The sequence below is a fragment of the Geopseudomonas sagittaria genome, from assembly GCF_900115715.1.
In the GTDB taxonomy this organism is placed as follows: domain Bacteria; phylum Pseudomonadota; class Gammaproteobacteria; order Pseudomonadales; family Pseudomonadaceae; genus Geopseudomonas; species Geopseudomonas sagittaria.
Genome location: NZ_FOXM01000012.1, coordinates 124,250 through 143,292 on the forward strand (window position 1 = coordinate 124,250; position 19,043 = coordinate 143,292).

A 19,043-nucleotide genomic window follows, 5' to 3' on the forward strand; every position below is an offset into this window, starting at 1 on the left:
GTTGCGGGCTGCAGGGGGAAGACCGGGGCAGCATGCTGGGCTGGCCCGACCTTGGCAAGCCTTCAGCCGCGTGCCTGCAGCCAGGCGCGCCAGCCGCCGCAGGCGGTGATGTCCTCGGCGCCCTCCAGGCCGTAGGCATCGCAGATGAAGCCGGTTTCCCAGCGGCCGTCCGCTAGCTCGACCTTGCCCAGGCCCAGCGGCGCCGGGATGCCGGTGAGGAAGGAGCCGAGTTCCGTGCTCGGCAGTTCCCACACCTCGACCTCGATGGCCGCGCCGCCCTCGGCCACGCGCAGCATGCCCGGGCGCAGCGGCGGGCCGCCGGCCAGGGCATAGAGCTTGTAATGCGGTGCGCTGCGGGTGGCCTCGACCAGCCGGCCGCCGCGCTGGCGCAGTTGCCAGTTGAGCGGCAGGCCATCGAGGTGCGCGCCGCACACCACCACCCGCGCCTTGTCGTGGCGCGCCGGCCCGGCCGGTGCCGGCAGCTGCAGCGCGCGGCCGCCGGCCAGCGGCAGGGCGTGTTGGCGCTGCACAGCATCGGCCAGACCGAGCAGGTACTGGTCGGTGAAGGCGCGGCCGAACAGGGTCACGCCCCACGGCAGGCCGTTGGCCATGACCCCGGTCGGTACCGCCACCGCCGCGTAGTCGAGCAGGTTCATGAAGTTGGTGTAGTAGCCCAGCTCGGCGTTGCGCAGCACCGGCTCGGCGTGCAGCTCGGCCAGCGTCACTGGGCGGCCGATGGTCGGGGTGAGCACGCAGTCCAGTTCGGCCATGGCGCGGTCGCAGATCGCCTTGATCGCCTGCAGGCGGTACTGGGCGCGGAACGCCTCCACCGCCGTGGCCCCCGGCGCCTTGGCCAGCACGGCGCGGATCACCGGCAGCACCGCCTCGGGGTTCGCCTCCAGCAGTTCGCCGGCCACGCTGTAGCGCTCGGCGACCCAGGGGCCCTCGTAGAGCAGGCGCGCGGCCTCGAGGAAGGGCGCAAAGTCGACCTCCACCGACGTGCCGCCGAGGGCCTCCAGCTGGCGCACGGCGGCGGCGAACTGCAGCGGACCTTCGCTGCAGCCGAAGAACCGCAGGTCCTGGGCGCGCGGTACGCCGAAGCGGAACGGTCGCGGCGTGCCGAAGGCCGAAGCTTCGTTCCACAGCGGGTTGGCGCGGCTGTAGTCGTCGCGCGGATCGAGCCTGGCGGTCAGCGCCAGCAGCGCACTGGCCTCGCGGGCGGTGGCGGTGAAGTAGGTGACGCAGTCCAGGGTGCGACAGGCCGGCACCACCCCGGCGGTGGAGATCAGCCCCTTGCTGGCCTTGAGGCCGACCAGGTTGTTCAGCGCCGCCGGCACCCGGCCGGAACCGGCGGTATCGGTGCCGAGGGCGAAGCTGGCCACGCCGAGGGCCACGGCCAGCGAGGAGCCGGAGCTGGAGCCGCCGGAGGGATAGTCCGGGTGCAGGCTGTTGCGGCACGCGCCGTACGGCGAGCGGGTGCCGTTGAGGCCGGTGGCGAACTGGTCGAGGTTGGTCTTGCCCAGCGGTATGGCGCCGAGGGCGATCAGCTGCTCGACGAGGGTCGCGCTGCTTTCCGGAACGTAAGCGAAGGCCGGGCAGGCGGCGGTGGTCGGCATGCCAGCCAGGTCGATGTTGTCCTTGATGGCGAAGGGCACGCCGTACAGCGGCAGCTCCGCCGGACTCTTGCCGTCGAGGGCGGCCAGATAGGGCTCGATTTCCTCGGCGGACAGCAGGTGGATGAACAGCCGGTACTCGGGATTGAGCGCTTCGGCTTTGGCGCGCAGGGATGCGATCAGCCCGCGTGGGGTGGTGCGGCCATCCAGGTAGGCGGCGCGCAGGGCGTCGAGGCGCAGGTCGAATTCGTGGGGCATGGTCATTTCTCCGGTACGGCGGCGGGGCGACTGGCCCTCACCCCCGACCCCTGTCCGGCGGGCGGGCGAGGGGCGTGTTCGTGTTGTGCCTGACACTCCAGGCTGGCTGCGGTCTGCCCCCTCTCCCCGCGGGGGAGAGGGCTGGGGTGAGGGGGTCAGGCCTCCTCGAGCACCACCACGCGCTGGCCGGCGCGCACCGGCGAGCCGGGCTGCACGCGGACCTCGCGGACCACGCCGCCGACCGGGGCGGTGAGGGGGATCTCCATCTTCATCGACTCGAGGATCACCAGCACGTCGCCGGCCGCGACCGTCTCGCCCTCGCTCACCTGCACCTGCCAGAGGTTGCCGGCGATATGGCTGTCGATGCCATGCTGGCCGTGGCCGAGGGGCGCGTCCTCGCCGAGGTCGGCGCCGACTTCCTCCACCTCGAAGTGCGCCTGGCCGGAGTCGATCCAGCGCTGGCGCTCGGCGGCGAAGGCGCCGCGCTGATGGCTGCGGAAGGCGGCGATGCCCTCGGCCTCGTCCTGCAGGAACTGCTGGTAGTCGGCCAGTGCCAGCTCGCTGTCCTCGATGCGCAGTTCGAAGCGGCCGAGCGGGAAGTCGCGGCGGATACGCAGCAGTTCCTCCGCGCTCACCGGGTAGAAGCGGATCTGGTCGAAGAAGCGCAGCAGCCACGGCTTGCCGCGGAACGCTGCGACCTCGCGGTAGCGGTTCCACATCTGCAGGGTGCGGCCGACGAACTGGTAGCCGCCGGGGCCTTCCATGCCGTACACGCACATGTAGGCGCCACCGATGCCCACCGAGTTCTCCGCGGTCCAGGTGCGCGCCGGGTTGTACTTGGTGGTGACCAGGCGGTGGCGCGGGTCAAGCGGGGTGGCCACCGGTGCGCCCAGATATACGTCGCCGAGGCCCATCACCAGGTAGCTGGCGTCGAACACCGTGCGATGCACCTCGTCGAGGTTGGGCAGGTCGTTGATGCGGCGGATGAACTCCAGGTTGCTCGGGCACCAGGGCGCGTCCTTGCGCACCGTGGTCATGTACTTGTCGATGGCCAGTTGGCAGGCCGGATCGTCCCAGGACAGCGGCAGGTGGACGATGCGCGACGGCACCTTGAGATCCTGCGCGCCACACACCGCGTCCCACAGGCCGGCGACCGTCTCCAGCAGCACGGCCAGCGGCAGGGTTTCCGGCTGGTAGTGGACCTGCAGCGAGCGGATGCCAGGCGTCAGGTCGATCACGCCGGCGAGGTCCTTCGCCTCCAGCGCCTGCATCAGCGCGTGGCCGCGGAAGCGCAGCACCAGATCCAGCTCCGGCGCGCCGATCTCCAGCAGCAGGTGGGTGTCGCCGGACAGGCGGGCGACCAGGCGGGTGTCGTCCGCGCCGATGTCCAGCACGATGGGCGACTGCGGCGCGATTGCCTGCCACTCGACCGCCGCCGGCGCGAGATCCGCGCACTCTTCACGGCGCGCCCGTGCCAGTTCGCGCGCGGTGTCGAGGCTCACCGGCACGAAGCGCACCTTGTCGCCGGCCTTGAGCTGGCCGAGCTGCCAGAGGTCGGCCTCGATCACCGTCACCGGGCAGACGAAGCCGCCCAGGCTCGGGCCGTCCGGGCCGAGGATCACCGGCATGTCGCCGGTGAAGTCCACCGCGCCGATGGCGTAGGGGTTGTCGTGGATATTCGACGGGTGCAGGCCAGCCTCGCCGCCGCTGTCGCGCACCCACTCCGGCTTCGGGCCGATCAGGCGCACGCCGGTGCGGCTGGAGTTGAAGTGCACCTCCCAGTCGGTGGCGAGGAAGGTGTCGATGTAGGCCGGGGTGAAGTATTCCGGCGCGCCGTGCGGGCCGTAGATCACGCGGATCTGCCGCACGGCCGGTAGTTCGCCGCACAGCTCGGCGGCCAGCGCAGCGCCGGCGCTGACATCGGCCAGCGGGGCGAGGTGCAGCACGTCGCCGGCGCGCAGGGCGCGGCCGCCGTGGCCGCCGAACTGGCCGAGGGTGAAGGTGCTCTTGCTGCCCAGATAGTCCGGCAGCTGCAGGCCGCCGCGTAGGGTCAGGTAGCTGCGCGCGCCGGCACCATTAATGGTACCGAGGCTCAGGGTGCTGCCGGCCTTGATCAGTAGCGCGGTGTGCATGGGCTGCTCGACGCTGTCGAGCTGCACGGGAATGACCGCGCCGGTCACCGCCACCACTGCGTCGGTGTTGAAGCGCAGCAGCGGCCCGCTCATGGTGATTTCCAGGCCGGCGGCGCCCTCCGGGTTGCCGAGCAGGCGGTTGCCGAGGCGCAGGGCGCGGTCGTCCATCGGCCCCGACGGCGGCACGCCGACCGCCCAGTAGCCGAGGCGGCCGGGGTAGTCCTGCACCGTGGTCTGGGTGCCGGCGCTGAGTACCTCGAAGGTCGTGGCCCGGTAGCTCAGGCCTTCCAGGCAGCGGGTCCAGGGATTGCCGGAGGCAAAAGGCGCATCGGCCAAGATCTGCCGCAGGTAGTCGCGGTTGGATTCCACCCCGTACAGCACTGAGTCGGCCAGCGCCTGGTCCAGCGCGGCGCGGGCCTGCTCGCGGTCCGCCGCCCAGGTGATGACCTTGGCGATCATCGGGTCGAAGTAGGGCGGGATCTCGCAGCCGGCCTCGACCCAGGTGTCGATGCGCAGGCGCTGGCCGTCTGCTTCGGGAAAGGCCACGGCGGTGAGCAGGCCGGGGCTGGGCTGGAAGTCGCGGCCCGGGTCTTCGGCGTACAGGCGTGCCTGGATCGCGTGGCCGCTGGGCTTGAGGCCCTTGGCCAGTTCGGCCAGCGGCGCCAGCGTGCCGGCGGCCAGCTCGATCATCCAGCGCACCAGGTCGACGCCCCACACCTGCTCGGTGACGCCGTGCTCGACCTGCAGGCGGGTGTTCACTTCGAGGAAGTAGAAGCGCCCGGCCTCGCTGTCGTAGACGAACTCGACGGTGCCGGCGCTGCGGTAGTTCACCGCCTTGGCCAGCTTGATCGCCGCCGCGCACAGCTCCTCGGCCATGCCGGCCGGCAGGTTGGGCGCCGGGGTTTCCTCCAGCACCTTCTGGTTGCGGCGCTGCACCGAGCAGTCGCGCACGCCGAGGGCCAGCACCTCGCCCCGGCCGTCGCCGAACACCTGCACCTCCAGGTGGCGGGCGCGCTGGATGTACTTCTCGATGAATACGCCCGAGTCGCTGAAGTTGTTCTGCCCCAGGCGCTTGACCGCCTCGAAGGCCTCGGAGAGTTCTTCGGCACTGCGGCACACGCGCATGCCGATGCCGCCGCCGCCGGCGGTGCTTTTCAGCATCACCGGGTAGCCGACCTGTTCGCCGGCGACCAGCGCCGCGTCGAGGCTGTCCAGCAGTTCGGTGCCTTCCAGCATCGGCACGCCGTGCTGCTTGGCCAGCGCGCGGGCGGTGTGCTTGAGGCCGAACACGCGCAGCTGCTCGGGCGTCGGGCCGACGAAGGCGATGCCGGCGGCCTCGCAGGCCTCGGCGAAGGCCGCGTTCTCGGAGAGGAAACCGTAGCCGGGGTGGATGGCCCGGGCGCCGCTTTGTTTGGCGACGGCGAGGATCTTGTCGACCAGCAGATAGGTGCTGGCAGCCGGGCCTTCGCCGAGGCTGAAGGCCTCGTCGGCCTGCTGGATATGCAGGCTGGCGGCGTCGGCTTCGGAGTAGACGGCCACGCCTTTGACGTCGAGGGAACGGAGGGTACGCAGGATGCGGCAGGCGATGGCGCCGCGGTTGGCGATCAGGAGCTTATTGAACATGGAGGAGGCCACCATGCAGTGGCGGGTCGTCCCGCCGGAAATCTTCTGCACCACGGTCGTCCGTGGTTGGAGGCTCGGTACGAGCTGGTATGGGAGCGTGCGGGTTCAGGCACGGTGCCATTGACTGAGCAAATTGCGGGCCAGCCCGCTATTACCCGCTTACGGCGGCTATCCCGACGCAGATTTGCCCTGTGACCGTGCGTGTCCGGCAGGTTGCACCGTCCGCTCGCACCGTCGTGGGGCGTAGCGTTTCAAGCCCAGATGAGCACCTCGGCCGGGGTCGGGTTCCAGCCGTTGCACGGGTTGTTGAGCTGCGGGCAGTTGGAGATCAGCACGATCACGTCCATGTGCGCCTTGAGCTCGACGTACTTGCCCGGCGCGGAGATGCCGTCGGCGAAGGTCAGGCCGCCTTCCGGGGTGACCGGCACGTTCATGAAGAAGTTGATGTTGGCGCCGATGTCGCGCTTGTCCAGGCGGCCGTCGTGCAGGCTGGCGCGCAGGAAGTTGTCGCGGCAGCTGTGCATGTAGCGCTTGTCCAGCGCGTAGCGGACGGTATTGCTCTCCTGCGCGCAGGCGCCGCCGAGGGTGTCGTGGCGGCCGCAGGTGTCGGCGACGATGGTCAAGAGCGGATTGCCGAGGTTGGAATACAGCACCGTGCCGGTGGTCAGGTAGACGTTGTTCTGCCGGCGCAGGGTGCGCTGCGGGTCGTAGCGCTCGCGCGGATTCTTCGCGCTGTAGAACAGGGTGTCGACCGCCTGGTTGCCTTCCAGGTCGAGCAGGCGCAGGGTCTGCCCGGCCTTGACCTCGAACAGGTACGGCTCGCCGGCCGGAATGACGTGGCGGAACGCGGCGGTTTCGGGATGCAGGGAGCTTGCGACGAGGCTCATGTCGGGTCCTCAGATGTACAGACGTTCGGTGTTGTGGAAGCCGCGGCCGTTCTCCGGACGCGAGGTGCGGCACAGCACGCTGATGCCGTCGCTGTCGACCCGGTGCCAGGTGAGCTGCACCGGCTTGGGCGAGTAGACCGGGTTGGGGTCCTGCGGGTGCTGCAGGGCGGTGAGCACCACCAGGGTGTCCATCGGCGCGTACAGCTCGACGTAGTCGCCGGCGCGCGAGTTGCCGGCCTCGAAGGCGAAGGCGCCGCCTTCGTCCACGCTGACCTTGCTGAACAGGTTGAGGGTCATCAGCAGGTCCTGCAGGTTGAGGTTCCACTTGCCCATCTCGACCAGCAGGTTGTCGGTGCCGTTGCGGTGGAAGCCGTTGCGCAGCTCCTGGTAGCGGCCGGCGCCGTACTTCTCGCGTACCTCCTCGGCATTCAGCACGCCGCCGAAGCTGTCGTGCCAGCCGCAGGTGTCGGCGGTGATCGCCGCGAGCACCCGGCCCATGTCCGAGTACAGGCAGTGGCCGGCGGTGAGCTTGGCGGTGTGCTGGCACTTGAGGGTGTCCGGCAGGTTGAGGCGCTCGCTCTTCTCAACGGCGTTGAGCAGCAGCAGGCTGACGTTGGCGCCGCCTTCGAGGTCGGTGATGCGCAGCACCTGGCCGCGCTTGAGCACGAAGGAGGTGTGGCCGCCGCCGGGCACGAGTTCCTCGTACAGGGTCGGGCGCAGGGTCAGGGAGTCGCTCATGGTTGGCTCCTTACAGGATCGGTTGCAGGCCGGCGCCGATGTGCGCGGGCAGGGCGTCGACGGCGGCGCGCGCGGCGCGGCGGTCGCTGTTGAGGGGAATGTCGTAGGTGACCCGCGCGCCGTAGGCGTTCGGCGCGTGCGGGTCGACGCGCACCTTGTCGAACACCAGCAGGCGCGTGCCGAGGCTGAAGCCCTCGGAGAGGTCGTGGGTGACCATGAACACGGTCAGGTTGGTCTCGCGCCACAGCTCCAGCAGCAGGGCGTGCATGTCCTTGCGGATGCCCGGGTCGAGGGCGCCGAACGGTTCGTCGAGCAGCAGCACGCGCGGCTTCATCACCAGCGCCTGGGCGATGGCCAGGCGCTGCTGCATGCCGCCGGAAAGCTGGGTGGCGTACTTGTCCAGCGCATGGCCGAGGCCGACCTTTTTCAGCATCTCGGCAGCCTGCTCGCGGGCCTCGCGCTTGGCGCCACCGAACAGGCGACCGAGCAGCTTGGAGCGCGGCAGTTCCAGGCCGAGGGCGACGTTGTCGAGCACCGACAGGTGCGGGAACACCGTGTAGCGCTGGAACACGATGCCGCGGCTGGCGTCCGGCTCGCCGGCCAGCGGCTGGCCGCCGAGGAGGATCTCGCCGCGGCTGGGGCGCTCCTGGCCGAGCAGCAGGCGCAGGAAGGTCGACTTGCCGCAGCCTGAGGCGCCGACCAGGGTGCAGAACTCGCCCTCGGCGACCTTGAGGTTGAGGCGCTCGATGACCACCTGGTCGGCGTATTCCTGCCAGACGTTCTTCACTTCCAGGAACGGGGTCATGCCTTGGCTCCTTCATACCAGGGGAAGGCCAGCCGGGTGAGCTGGCGCAGGCCGAGATCCATCAGCCAGGCGAGCAGGGTGATCCACAGCACGTAGGGCAGGATCACGTCCATGGCCATGTAGCGGCGCACCAGGAAGATCCGGTAGCCGAGGCCGTCGGTAGCGGCAATGGCTTCGGCGGCGATCAGGAACAGCCAGGCCGAACCGAGCACCAGGCGCAGGGCGATCAGCAGGCGCGGCAGCAGTTGCGGCAGCACCACGCGGAGGATCAGCGTCCAGGTGCTGGCGCCGAGGGTCTGCGCCTTGATCAGCAGCTCGACCGGGATTTCGCGGGCGCGTTGTTCCAGATCGCGGGCCAGCACCGGGGTGATGCCGAGGACGATCAGCATCACCTTGGCCAGCTCTCCGAGGCCGAAGACGATGAACAGGATCGGCAGGATCGCCAGCGGCGGCACCATCGACAGCACGGTGAGCAGCGGCGACAGCGGCGCGCCGAGCAGCGGCAGGCTGCCGGCGGCGATGCCCAGGCCCAGGCCGACCAACGCGGCGATGCCGATGCCCATGCCGAGGCGCGCCAGGCTGGCGCCGGTGTCCTTCCAGAACAGGTAGTCGCCGCTGCGCTTGTCGGGAGTGAAGGCCAGGCGGTCGACGGCGGCGACCATCTGCGTGGCACTGGGCAGCAGCTTGTCGTTGGGGTTGTCGGCCAGCCGCGCCGCCGAGCCGCTGAAATAGGCGAACAGCAGCAGGGCGAAGGGCAGCAGCACCAGCAGCAGGCGGCCGGCGCGGTCCGGATGGCGGTTGATCAGGCGCATGGGAGTTTCTCTCTTGGCAGATTGCCCTCTCCCCCAGCCCCTCTCCCGCAGGCGGGAGAGGGGAGGGAAGCCGTTACAGCTGGCCGTCCGCCGCCAGCTTCATGTAGCTCGGCTCGAAGCGCAGCTTGACGTTGTCGGCATTGCCGGTGACCAGGCCGCCGGCGAAGCTCATGCCGATGGCCTCGGCATCGGCCGCGCCTTCACCGAGCAGGCCGTGGGAAAAGGAGAATTCGGCGACGCGGGTCATGGTGTCCTGCAGCTGGGCGCTGCTGGCGAAGGCCACGGCATCCTTGGCCGTATAGAACATGCGGGTGGCGGCCAGCTGCGCCTCGAAGCCGGCCAGGTCGGTGCCGGAGGCCTTGGCCATGTGTTCGCGGGCCGCCTTGCCCGCGGCGCTGTCGGCGGCCATGGTGGCCATGATCTCGTACCAGGCGCCGGTCAGCGCCTTGCCGAAGGCCGGGTTGTCCTTGAGCGTCGCGCTGTTGACCACCAGCAGGTCGATGATCTCGCCGGGAATCTGGCTGGAGTCGAACACCTTGCTCACTCCGGGAGTGGCGGCGACTTCGGCGAGCAGCGGGTTCCAGGTGGTGACGGCCTGCACGTCGTCGCTGGCGAAGGCGGCGACCAGGTCGGCGTCGGAGGTGTTGACCACGCTGAGGTCCTTCTCGGCGAGACCGACCGTTTCCAGGCCGCGGGCCAGCAGGTAGTGGGAGACGGACAGCTCGACCAGGTTGACCGGGGTGCCCTTGAGGTCGGCGAGGGTCTTGTTCTCGCCCTTGACCACGATGCCGTCGTTGCCGTCGGAGAAGTCGCCGACGATCAGCGCGGTGGAGTCGACGCCGCCGGCGGCCGGGATGGTCAGCGCGTCCATGTTGGTCATGGTGCAGCCGTCGAACTGGCCGGCGCTGTACTGGTTGATCGACTCGACGTAGTCGTTGATCTGCACCACATCGATGTCGATGCCGTACTTCTTCGCCCACTTGTCGACGATGCCCTGGCTGTCGCCGTATTCCCACGGCATCCAGCCGGCGTAGATGGTCCAGCAGACGCTGAAGTGTTCCTTGGGAGCGGCATGGCTGCCGAAGCTGATGGCGGCAGCGAGGCTGGCGGCGAGGGCGGCGAACAGACGGGGCTTGCGCATGGAGTACCTCCGGGTCGGTTGGGGCGGGCAGGAGTCGCGCGGCGTCCCTGCAAACGGGTGGTCGCGTCATCTCCCGGGCTTTTGTCCCGCCGTGTAACCTCGCTGGAGGTCGCCAACTCTCGGACCAGCCACCTGCGATCCGTTCGATCGCAGGCCGGAACCCTAGTCGGCCATTTGCAGATTGTCGTGCCGCGAACCCAGTCCCTGGGTAGCTCCTGCTCGAATTTCCGTGTAGCGCTGTTCCCTAAGCGAACGGCGTGCCAGCTTTGCTCAGGCCGCACTGCGCGGGGTTTGCAGCGCTGTTGGCCGCACTGCAGCAGCGCTGGTTGCGGTCCGCTTGGGGGCAGGGCCGGTGCGCGGGCGCACCATCGTGGCGCGTTTGGTGGCGTCGGCCGCTGCGGGTTAAGGTGGCGCCCCCGATCCTGTTCGCCATCCCGGAAGTCCCGCGTGAAAGTTCCGCTGCCCCTGCTGATCGCCCTGCAATTTCTCACCCGCCTGCCGATTCGCCTGCCCGGCATGCCCGCGCCCGAGGCGCTGGGTTGCTCGCTGCTGTGGTATCCGCTGGTCGGCCTGGCGCTCGGCGGCGTGCTGCTGGCGGCGGCCTGGCTGCTCTCGGGGGTGTTCGCGCCGCTGGCGGCGGCGCTGCTGCTGGCGCTGTGGGTGCTGGCCAGCGGCGGCCTGCATCTGGATGGTCTGGCCGACACGGCGGATGCCTGGGTCGGTGGTTTCGGCGACCGCGAGCGAACCCTGGCGATCATGAAGGACCCCTGCTGCGGGCCGATCGCCGTGGTGACCCTGCTGCTGGTGCTGCTGCTCAAGTTCGCCGCGCTGTGGGCGCTGCTGGAGGGCGGGCAGTGGCTGGCCCTGCTGCTGGCGCCATTGCTCGGCCGCGGCGCGCTGCTGCTGCTGTTCCTCGGCACGCCCTACGTGCGCGCAGGCGGCCTGGGCAGCGCGATGGCTGCGCACCTGCCGAAGCGGGCCGGCTGGCGGGTGCTGCTGGCGGTGGTCGTGGCGACCCTGCTGTGCGGCTGGCCGGGGCTGCTGGCGCTGGCGAGTGCCGCGCTGCTGTTCGCCCTGTGCCGGCGCGCCCTGTTGCAGCGCATCGGCGGCACCACCGGCGATACCGCCGGCGCGGTGCTGGAGTTGCTGGAGTGTGGGGTGCTGGTGGTATTGGTCATTTAGGCACTGTTGCTGTGCATCAGTTGAGCGGGCAGGGGGCAGGGCGCCACCTATTGGTGCTTAACTCTGCCGTCAGCTCCCGGCGAGCGCGCCGTTGGGATGTCGGCACAAGTCTTGCGTGGCCGGGCTATCGCTCAGGCTCGCAGGAGGCCCGCTGTGTCGATCCATGTCGCACTGCATCACGTCACCCATTACCGCTATGACCGCCAGGTCAACCTCGGACCGCAGATCGTCCGTCTGCGCCCGGCGCCGCACAGCCGCACCCGCATCCTCTCCTACGCCCTGAAGGTGCAGCCGGGCGAGCACTTCATCAACTGGCAGCAGGACCCGCAGGGCAACTACCTGGCGCGCCTGGTGTTCCCGGAGAAGACCGGCGAGCTGAAGATCGAGGTCGATCTGGTCGCCGAGATGGCGGTGTTCAACCCCTTCGACTTCTTCCTCGAGCCCTACGCCGAGCAGATTCCCTTCGCCTACACCGCCGGCGAGCGCCTGGAGCTGGCGCCCTACCTGGCGACCCTGCCGGCCACCCCGCGGTTCGCCAGGTACCTGGCCGCCATCGAACGCACGCCGACGCCCAGCGCCGACTTCCTGGTGGCGCTCAACCAGCGCCTGTCCGCCGACATCGGCTACCTGATCCGCCTCGAGCCGGGCGTGCAGACCCCGGAGGAAACCCTGCACAAGGGCTCCGGCTCGTGCCGCGACTCGGCCTGGCTGCTGGTGCAGCTGCTGCGCCACCTGGGCCTGGCGGCGCGCTTCGTCTCCGGCTACCTGATCCAGCTCACCGCCGACGTCAAGGCCCTCGACGGCCCGTCCGGCACCGCGGTGGACTTCACCGACCTGCACGCCTGGTGCGAGGTGTACCTGCCCGGCGCCGGCTGGATCGGCCTCGACCCCACCTCCGGGCTGTTCGCCGGCGAGGGCCACATTCCGCTGGCCTGCAGCCCCGAGCCGTCCTCGGCGGCGCCGATCAGCGGCGGCGTCGACCCGTGCGAGTGCGAGTTCTCCCACGCGATGCGCGTCGAGCGCGTCTGGGAAGCGCCGCGGGTGACCAAGCCGTACAGCGAGGAACAGTGGCAGGCCATCGCCGAACTCGGCCAGCAGGTCGACGCCGACCTCGCCAGTGCCGACGTGCGCCTGACCATGGGCGGCGAGCCGACCTTCGTGGCCATCGACTACCCGGACGACCCGGAGTGGAACACCGCCGCGCTGGGGCCGCACAAGCGCCGCCTGGCCGCCGAGCTGTTCCACCGCCTGCGCGAGCACTACGCCCCAGAGGCGCTGGTGCACTTCGGCCAGGGCAAGTGGTATCCCGGCGAGCAGCTGCCGCGCTGGTCGCTGAACTGCTTCTGGCGCAAGGACGGCGAGCCGATCTGGCGCGATGCCGCGCTGCTGGCCGACGAGTCCGCCGACTACGGCGCCGATGCCGCACTGGCCGCGCGCTTCCTCGAGACCCTGGCCGGCCAGCTCGGCCTGAGTGGCGAGCACGTCTTCCCGGCCTTCGAGGACTGGCTGTACTACCTGTGGCGCGAGCGCAACCTGCCGAGCAACGTCACCCCCGAGGACGCGCGTCTCGGCGACCCGCTGGAGCGCGAGCGGCTGCGCAAGGTGTTCAGCGCCGGGCTCGGCGCGGTGACCGGCCATGTGCTGCCGCTGGCGCGCAGCGACGATGGCGCCCGCTGGATGAGCGGCTCCTGGTTCCTGCGCGACGAGCACTGCCGCCTGGTGCCCGGCGATTCGCCGCTGGGCTATCGCCTGCCGCTGGACGCGCAACCCTGGGTGCGTGCCAGCGACTACCCCTACGTGTCGCCGCTCGACCCCAACCAGGCGTTCGCGGCGCTGCCCGACAGCCGGGCGATCGAACAGCAGCTGCAGGCGCCGGCCAAGCCGGCGCGCGGCCGCAAGGTGGACAAGCTGGCCGAGGCCGCCCCGGCGCCGTTCCAGTCCGCCGCGGACATCGTGCGCACCGCGCTGTGCGCCGAGCCGCGCGACGGTCGCCTGTATTTGTTCCTGCCGCCGCTGCAACGTCTGGAGGATTACCTGGCGCTGGTCGCCGCCATCGAGGCCACCGCCGCCGAGCTGCGTTGCCCGGTGCTGCTGGAAGGCTACGAGCCGCCGGCCGACCCGCGTCTCGCCCACTTCCGCGTCACACCTGATCCGGGCGTGATCGAGGTGAACGTCCACCCGGCGGCCAGCTGGGCCGAGCTGGTCGAGCGCAGCGAATTCCTCTACGAGGCGGCGCGGCTGACCCGCCTGTCCAGCGAGAAGTTCATGATCGACGGCCGCCATACCGGCACTGGCGGCGGTAACCACTTCGTCCTCGGCGGCGCCACCCCGGGCGACTCGCCGTTCCTGCGCCGCCCGGACCTGCTGCGCAGCCTGATCAGCTACTGGCACAACCACCCGTCGCTGTCCTACCTGTTCAGCGGCCTGTTCATCGGCCCGACCTCGCAGGCGCCGCGGGTGGACGAGGCGCGCAACGACGCGCTGTACGAGCTGGAGATCGCCTTCGCGCAGATGCCCGCGCCGGGCGTCGATTGCCCGCCGTGGCTGGTTGACCGCCTGCTGCGCCACCTGCTGGTGGACGTCAGCGGCAACACCCACCGCGCCGAGTTCTGCATCGACAAGCTGTACTCGCCGGACTCAAGCAGCGGCCGCCTCGGCCTGCTCGAGCTGCGCGGCTTCGAGATGCCGCCGCACGCGCGCATGAGCCTGGCCCAGCAGGTGCTGCTGCGCGCGCTGGTCGCGCGCTTCTGGCATGAACCCTACCGCCCGCAGCGCCTGGTGCGCTGGGGCACCGAGCTGCACGACCGTTTCCTGCTACCGCACTTCGTCGAGCAGGACTTCCACGACGTGCTGCACGAGCTCAACGAGTACGGCTACGCGATTCGCCCGGAGTGGTTCGCCCCGCACTTCGCCTTCCGCTTCCCCAAGCTCGGCGACTTCGCCGTGCAGGGCATCGACCTGGAGCTGCGCCAGGCGCTGGAGCCCTGGCACGTGCTGGGCGAGGAGGGCGCGCCGGGCGGTACGGTGCGCTACGTCGACTCCTCGCTGGAGCGCGTGCAGCTGCGCGTCAGCGGCATGGCCGCGGACCGCTACGTGCTGACCTGCAACGGCGTGCCGGTGCCGCTCACGCCCACCGGCACGCCCGGCGAGTTCGTCGCCGGCGTGCGCTACCGAGCCTGGCAGCCGGCCAACTGCCTGCAGCCGACCATCGGCGTGCATGCGCCGCTGGTGTTCGACCTGGTGGATACCTGGATGCAGCGCTCGCTCGGCGGTTGCCAGTACCATGTCGCCCATCCGGGCGGGCGCAACTACGAGACCCTGCCGGTCAACGCCTACGAGGCGGAAAGCCGGCGCCTGGCGCGCTTCTTCCGCCACGGCCACACGCCGGGCAAGGTCGCCGCGCCGCAGGCGGTCGACAACCGCGAACTGCCGATGACCCTCGACCTGCGCCGGGTCTGAGTTGACGAGTAACCCATGTCCGACCTGTTAGCCGACTACCCGCGCAGCGCCGCGGCCTACCACGAACTGCTCGATGCCAAGGGCGAGGTGCGTCCGCACTGGCGGCGGCTGCTCGCCCACCTGCAGCGCTGCTCGCCGGCGCAGTTGCGCCAGCGCCAGGCCCTGCTGGCCCGGCAGATCCAGGAAAACGGCGTGACCTACAACGTCTACGCCGAGCCGGACGGCGCCGACCGCCCGTGGGAGCTGGACCTGCTGCCCAACGTCATCCCCGCCGAGGAGTGGGCCGAGCTGGCCGCCGGGGTGGCGCAGCGCGCCAGCCTGCTCAACGCGGTGCTGGCCGACATCTACGGTCCGCAGCAGCTGCTCGCCGAGGGCCTGCTGCCGGCCGACCTGGTGTTCGGCCACGACAACTACCTGTGGCCCTGCCAGGGTATGCAGCCGCCGGGCGGCACCTGGCTGCACGTCTACGCGGTGGACCTGGCGCGTTCGCCGGACGGCCGCTGGTGGGTGACCGCCGACCGTACCCAGGCACCGTCCGGGGCGGGCTACGCGCTGGAGAACCGGCAGATCGTCTCGCGCGCCTTTCCCGAGCTGTACCGCGACCTGCGCGTGCAGTACCTGGCCGGCTACTTCCGCACCCTGCAGGACACCCTGGCCCGCCAGGCACCGACCGATGGCGAGACGCCGCTGGTGGTGCTGCTGACCCCTGGGCGCTTCAACGAGACCTACTTCGAGCACCTCTACCTGGCCCGCCAGCTCGGCTACCCACTGGTCGAGGGCAGCGACCTGACCGTGCGCGATAGCACCGTCTACCTGAAGACCCTCGGCGGGCTGAAGCGCGTGCATGCGCTGCTGCGCCGCCTCGACGACGACTTCTGCGACCCGCTGGAGCTGCGCACCGACTCGGCGCTGGGCGTGCCGGGGCTGCTCGATGCGGTGCGCCAGGGCCGCGTGCTGGTGGCCAATGCGCTGGGCAGCGGCGTGCTGGAATCGCCCGGCCTGCCGGGCTTCCTGCCGCTGATCTGCGAACGGCTGCTCGGCGAGGAGCTGCAGCTGCCGTCGATCGCCAGCTGGTGGTGCGGCGAGCCGCCGGTGCTCGAGGAGGCGCTGGACAAGCTGGATCAGCTGCTGATCCGCGCCGCCTTTCCCTCGCAGCACTTCGCCCCGCAGTTCGGTCCCGAGCTGGATGCCGAGCAGCGCGCGGCGCTGGCCGAGCGCCTGCGCCAGCGGCCCTACGCCTATGTCGGCCAGGAACGTCCGCTGCTCTCGCAGGCGCCGATCTGGCAGGCCGAGAGCGGCCGGCTGGAGGCGCGACCGATCGGCATGCGGGTGTTCGCCGTGGCCGGCCCCGACGGCTACCGGGTGATGCCCGGCGGCCTGACCCGGGTGGCGGCCAGCGCCAGTGCGCGCACCCTGTCGATGCAGTGGGGCGGGGCGAGCAAGGACACCTGGGTGCTCGGCGAGCGGCACATCGGCAGCGAACCTTGGCAGTGGGGGCGTGCGCTGGGCGTGGCCGACGTGGTGCGCAGCGACCCCTACCTGCCGTCGCGGGTGGTGGAAAACCTGTTCTGGTTCGGTCGCTACTGCGAGCGCTGCGAAGGTAGTGCGCGCCTGCTGCGCATCCTGCTGGCGCGCTACGTGGACGACGATGACGACCCGCAGGCCCTGCACGCGGCGCTGACCCTGGCGGAAACCCTCGGTCTGCTGCCCCCGCTCGGCGAAGAGGATGCCAGCCTGGAGACGCGCCTGCTGCAGTCCATTCTGGACAAGGACTGGCCGGCCAGCCTGCGCGTCGTCCTGCAGCACCTGCAGTGGGCTGCCGCCAGCGTGCGCGGCAAGCTGTCGCGGGAGAACTGGCAGGCGCTGGTGGAACTGCACCAGGAGGCGCAGGGACTGGACAGCGCGGAAGCCGATCCCGGAGCGCTGCTGGAGTTTCTCGATCGCCTGCTGATGTCGCTGGCGGCGCTGTCCGGCTTCGCCCTCGACGACATGACCCGCGACGACGGCTGGCGCTTCCTGATGATCGGCCGGCGCATCGAGCGCCTGCAGTTCCTCGCCGAGAGCATCGCCGACTTCGTCGCCGGCCCGGCGGCCCACGACCAGTCGGCGCTGGCCTGGCTGCTCGAGCTGGGCAACAGCAGCATCACCTACCGCACCCGCTACCTGGCCGCGGCGCAGCTGATTCCGGTGCTCGACCTGCTGGTGCTCGACGCGCAGAACCCGCATGCGGTGCTGTTCCAGCTGCGCTCGCTGCAGCGTTCGCTGGCCAGCCTCGGCGAGCGCTTCGAGCTGGGCGAGGAGGGGGCGGGCTTGCAGGCGCTGAGCGCCCGTCTGGCCGGCTTCGATCTGGGCCCGCTGGAATTCAACCCGCTGGCCAGCGCCGGCAGCACGGCGGTACTGGCGGTGCTGGCCGAACAGCTGCTGGAGGTCGCCGCCGCGGCCGGCCAGCTTTCCGATCACCTTGGCCTGCGCTTCTTCGTGCACGTCGACGCCAGCCAGCAGACCCAGTCTTTATGAGCAGTGCAGTTGTAATGAACGGCGCCCACTACCGGATTCTCCACGACACCCACTACCACTACTCGGCGCCGGTGTCGCTGGCCCAGCAGCTCGCCCACCTGTGGCCGCGCGAGAGCCTCTGGCAGCGCTGTCGCAGTCGCCAGCTGAGCGTCAGCCCGGAGCCGACGCGGCGGGTCGACGGCCTCGACGTGTTCGGCAACCCGCTGACCCGCCTGGCCTTCGAGCGCCCGCACGACGAGCTGAAGGTCGGCGCCTGCCTCGACGTGACGGTGCTGCCGCGGCCCACCCTGCAGCTGGCCGACTCGCCGACCTGGGAGCAGGTGCGCTTGGAGCTGAGCTATTGCGGCAAGCGCCTCGCTGCCGAGGAGCTGGAGGCGGCGCGCTACCGCTTCGAGTCGCCCTACGTGAACCTCAAGCAGGGCTTCGTCGCCTGGGCCGACGACTGCTTCGTGCCCGGCCGCCCGCTGCTGCTGGCGGTGCAGGCGCTGATGGCGAAGATCTTCGGCGAGTTCACCTACGATGCCGCCGCCACCCAGGTGGCCACCCCGCTGGCGCAGGTGCTCGAGGAAAAGCGCGGCGTGTGCCAGGACTTCGCCCACCTGATGCTTGCCTGCCTGCGCTCGCGCGGCCTGGCGGCGCGCTACGTCAGCGGCTACCTGCTGACCCAGCCGCCGCCCGGCAAGCCGCGGCTGATCGGTGCCGACGCCTCGCACGCGTGGATTTCGGTGTGGTGCCCGCGTCTGGGCTGGGTCGACTTCGATCCCACCAACAACCTGATCCCGGCGCTGGAGCACATCACCCTGGCCTGGGGCCGCGACTTCGGCGACGTCTCGCCGTTGCGCGGGGTGATCCTCGGCGGTGGCAGCCACGATCCCGAGGTCAGCGTGACGGTGATGCCGCTGGAGGAGGCGCTGGCGCGGGGCATCTGAGGGCGGGCACGAACGGGCGATTTTCCGCAGAGCTGCTAGCGTTTTCGGAGTCAGTCTCTCCGCACAGGTGCTCCGCCGTGGACGAACAAGCTCTGATTACCGCCGGTACCGAAAAGGCCAGCCAGCTCTGGCAGCTGGTCACCGACTACGGCGCGGCCTTCGCCGTGAAGATCCTCGCCGCCATCGCCTTCTGGGTGGTCGGCCGCTGGCTTATCGGTGTCGCCGTCGGCCTGGTGCAGAAGACCCTGGGCAGCCAGCAGGTCGACCCGACGGTGCTGCGCTACCTCGGCTCGTTCATCACCGTCACCCTCAACATCCTCCTGGTGATCGGCATCCTCGGCTACTTCGGCGTGCAGACCACCACCTTCGCCGCGCTGATCGCCGCGGTCGGCCTGGCCATCGGCATGGCCTGGTCGGGGCTGCTGGCCAACCTGGCCGCCGGTGGCTTCATCATCGTCCTGCGCCCGTTCAAGGTCGGCGACTTCATCAGCGCCGGCGGGGTGACCGGCACGGTCACCGAGATCGGCCTGTTCGCCACCGCGATCACCACCCCGGACAACGTGCTGACCCTGGTCGGCAACAACAAGATTTTCGCCGACAACATTCTCAACTACACGGCCAATCCGTATCGCCGCGTCGAACTCAAGGCCCAGCTGTCCGGCGCCGCCGACTGGAAGGCGGCGGCGGCCCTGCTCAAGGAGCGCATCGGCGCCATCGACAACGTGCGTGCCGATCCGCCGGTGGAGGTGGAAATCCTCGAGTTCAACCTGGTCGGTCCGGTGCTGGCGGTACGCCCGTTCTGCCACACCGACCACTACTGGCAGGTCTACTTCGACACCAACCGGACGATCAAGGACGCCCTCGGCGAGGCGGGCTTCCCGGCGCCGATGCCGGCGCAGCTGGTGATGCTGCAGCAGACAGGGGGAGGCCAGGGCTGAACGGGGCGG

Annotated in this window: 12 protein-coding genes and 1 riboswitch; of the genes, 5 read left to right on the plus strand and 7 right to left on the minus strand. The window is 70.2% G+C overall.

Annotated features, from left to right (window positions below; translation table 11 throughout):
• Positions 1-62 precede the first annotated feature (62 nt).
• The 7 genes from atzF to BM297_RS15200 all read right to left on the minus strand — a co-directional run bounded on the left by atzF (position 63) and on the right by BM297_RS15200 (position 10,009).
• Positions 63-1,871, minus strand: a complete 1,809-nt coding sequence (atzF, locus tag BM297_RS15170; RefSeq protein WP_092432984.1) for an allophanate hydrolase — start codon at positions 1,869-1,871, stop codon at positions 63-65.
• A gap of 155 nt (positions 1,872-2,026) precedes the next feature.
• Complete coding sequence (uca, locus tag BM297_RS15175; protein WP_092432985.1) at positions 2,027-5,626, minus strand: urea carboxylase; 3,600 nt, start codon at positions 5,624-5,626, stop codon at positions 2,027-2,029.
• A gap of 251 nt (positions 5,627-5,877) precedes the next feature.
• Positions 5,878-6,513: an urea amidolyase associated protein UAAP2 gene (locus tag BM297_RS15180; RefSeq protein ID WP_092432988.1), complete on the minus strand. Its 636-nt coding sequence runs from the start codon at positions 6,511-6,513 to the stop codon at positions 5,878-5,880.
• A gap of 9 nt (positions 6,514-6,522) precedes the next feature.
• Positions 6,523-7,251 carry an urea amidolyase associated protein UAAP1 gene (locus BM297_RS15185; protein WP_092432990.1) on the minus strand — a complete coding sequence of 243 codons (729 nt, stop codon included), beginning with the start codon at positions 7,249-7,251 and terminating at the stop codon, positions 6,523-6,525.
• Between the two features lie 10 nt (positions 7,252-7,261).
• Positions 7,262-8,056 (minus strand): ABC transporter ATP-binding protein, encoded by a 795-nt coding sequence (locus BM297_RS15190; RefSeq protein ID WP_092432992.1) that lies wholly within the window; start codon positions 8,054-8,056, stop codon positions 7,262-7,264.
• Positions 8,053-8,868 (minus strand): ABC transporter permease, encoded by an 816-nt coding sequence (locus BM297_RS15195; protein ID WP_092432994.1) that lies wholly within the window; start codon positions 8,866-8,868, stop codon positions 8,053-8,055. Before BM297_RS15195 ends, BM297_RS15190 begins: the two co-directional genes overlap by 4 nt.
• Positions 8,869-8,941: 73 nt before the next feature.
• Positions 8,942-10,009, minus strand: a complete 1,068-nt coding sequence (locus tag BM297_RS15200; RefSeq protein ID WP_092432996.1) for a putative urea ABC transporter substrate-binding protein — start codon at positions 10,007-10,009, stop codon at positions 8,942-8,944.
• A 68-nt stretch (positions 10,010-10,077) separates the two neighbouring features.
• A riboswitch (guanidine-I (ykkC/yxkD leader) is annotated at positions 10,078-10,186 on the minus strand.
• 270 nt (positions 10,187-10,456) lie between these two features.
• On the opposite strand from BM297_RS15200, the gene BM297_RS22145 reads away from it, so the two are divergent.
• The 5 genes from BM297_RS22145 (at position 10,457) to BM297_RS15225 (ending at position 19,034) form a co-directional block, all read left to right on the plus strand.
• Positions 10,457-11,191 (plus strand): adenosylcobinamide-GDP ribazoletransferase, encoded by a 735-nt coding sequence (locus BM297_RS22145; RefSeq protein WP_281250252.1) that lies wholly within the window; start codon positions 10,457-10,459, stop codon positions 11,189-11,191.
• A gap of 153 nt (positions 11,192-11,344) precedes the next feature.
• The gene (locus tag BM297_RS15210; RefSeq protein ID WP_092433001.1) at positions 11,345-14,650 is read left to right on the plus strand and encodes a transglutaminase family protein; all 3,306 of its coding nucleotides are present in this window, start codon (positions 11,345-11,347) and stop codon (positions 14,648-14,650) included.
• Between the two features lie 15 nt (positions 14,651-14,665).
• Positions 14,666-17,167 (plus strand): circularly permuted type 2 ATP-grasp protein, encoded by a 2,502-nt coding sequence (locus tag BM297_RS15215; protein WP_092433007.1) that lies wholly within the window; start codon positions 14,666-14,668, stop codon positions 17,165-17,167.
• Positions 17,168-17,181: 14 nt separating this feature from the next.
• Positions 17,182-18,096: a transglutaminase family protein gene (locus BM297_RS15220; protein ID WP_092433010.1), complete on the plus strand. Its 915-nt coding sequence runs from the start codon at positions 17,182-17,184 to the stop codon at positions 18,094-18,096.
• Between the two features lie 77 nt (positions 18,097-18,173).
• A complete protein-coding gene (locus BM297_RS15225) occupies positions 18,174-19,034 on the plus strand; it encodes a mechanosensitive ion channel family protein (RefSeq protein WP_092433012.1) in 861 nt (286 codons plus the stop codon).
• Positions 19,035-19,043: the final 9 nt, after the last annotated feature.